Here is a 1,436-nt window from a genome sequence, read left to right as displayed (position 1 = left end):
GCCTATGCCACGGCCACCGGCAGCGTTGCCCTGGGCCAGGGCTCGGTTGCCAATCGCGCCAACAGCGTGTCCGTTGGTGCTGCCGGTGCCGAACGCCAGGTCACCAACGTCGCCGCCGGTAGCGCCGGTACCGATGCGGTCAACAAGAACCAGCTGGATGTGGTGGCTGATGCAGTGGCTGATGTCACTGACACCGCCAACACCACGGCCAAGTATTTCCAGGCCAGCGGCAGCGCCAACAGCGATGCCGGCGCCTATGTGGATGGCGAGGATGCACTGGCCGCCGGTGAAGCGGCCAATGCCACAGGCAACGGTGCTTCGGCGCTGGGTGGCGGTGCCAATGCCGTGGCTGATGGGGCCACCGCAGTAGGCTTCAACGCCCTGGCCGCGGCCGGCAATGCAGCCGCCTTCGGTGTCAATGCGCAGGCCGTGGGTGAGTACAGCGTGGCGGTGGGGGCGGACAGCATTGCCGCTGGTGAAATGAGCGCGGCCTTCGGTGCCGCGGCTGAAGCCAATGGCGATGGCGCACTGGCCACCGGCACCCTGGCTTCGGCCAATGGTGACGAAGCCATTGCGTCGGGCTTCTACGCCACCGCCGATGGCGTGGGCGCAACCGCCCTGGGTGCAGAGAGTTCGGCCATCGGTGATGGCAGCACAGCGGTGGGCTTCCAGGCCAATGCCAGCGCGACTTATGCCACTGCAACCGGCAGCGCAGCTGAAGCCAGCGGCGCACAGTCCGTTGCCAATGGTTTCAGTGCGGTTGCCGACAACCGCGGCACTACGGCAGTGGGTAGCTTCAGCACCGCATCGGGTGACCTGGCCACGGCCATCGGTTACGGGGCGACTGCCATCGGTGATTACGGCACGGCCGTAGGTCTGCAGGCGGAGGCCTCAGGCTCCAGTGCTACGGCACTGGGTGAGTTCTCGATTGCTTCGGGTTTCGAATCCACTGCCGTGGGTGGCAGTGCATACGGCGGCCTGATCTCGGCCGAAGCTGTGGGAACCAACGCTTCGGCTTTCGGTGCCGGCGCCGGTGCCACCGGTGAGTACACCACCGCGGTGGGCTCGCTGGCCTGGGCGCGGGGCGAGAACGCCTCGGCACTGGGTTACAACGCCTATGCCCAGGCGGACAACAGCGTGGCACTGGGTACCAACTCGGTTGCTGACCGGGCCAATTCCGTGTCCGTAGGCGATGTCGGTAGCGAACGCCAAGTCACCAACGTCGCTGCCGGTACCGCCGGCACCGATGCGGTGAACCTGGACCAGCTCAATGCCGTGGCCGATGTGGCCGGCAACACCAACAAGTACTTCCAGGCCAGCGGCAGCGCCAACAGCGATGCCGGTGCCTATGTGGAAGGTGATGACGCGCTGGCCGCCGGTGAGGCGGCCAATGCGGTCGGCAACGGTGCTTCGGCGCTGGGCGGCGGTGCCAATGC

1 protein-coding gene is annotated in these 1,436 nt (G+C 66.8%); it reads left to right on the top strand.

What is annotated here, in order from left to right; translation table 11 throughout:
* Window positions 1-1,436 (top strand): YadA family autotransporter adhesin (locus ABB30_RS14680; RefSeq protein ID WP_425477415.1); only part of this gene is annotated, 1,436 nt, incomplete at both ends.

It is taken from the genome of Stenotrophomonas ginsengisoli (genome assembly GCF_001431485.1).
In the GTDB taxonomy this organism is placed as follows: Bacteria; Pseudomonadota; Gammaproteobacteria; order Xanthomonadales; family Xanthomonadaceae; genus Stenotrophomonas; species Stenotrophomonas ginsengisoli.
The sequence above is the reverse complement of the archived record's forward strand: the minus strand, read 5'-3'. Positions and strand labels throughout refer to the sequence as shown.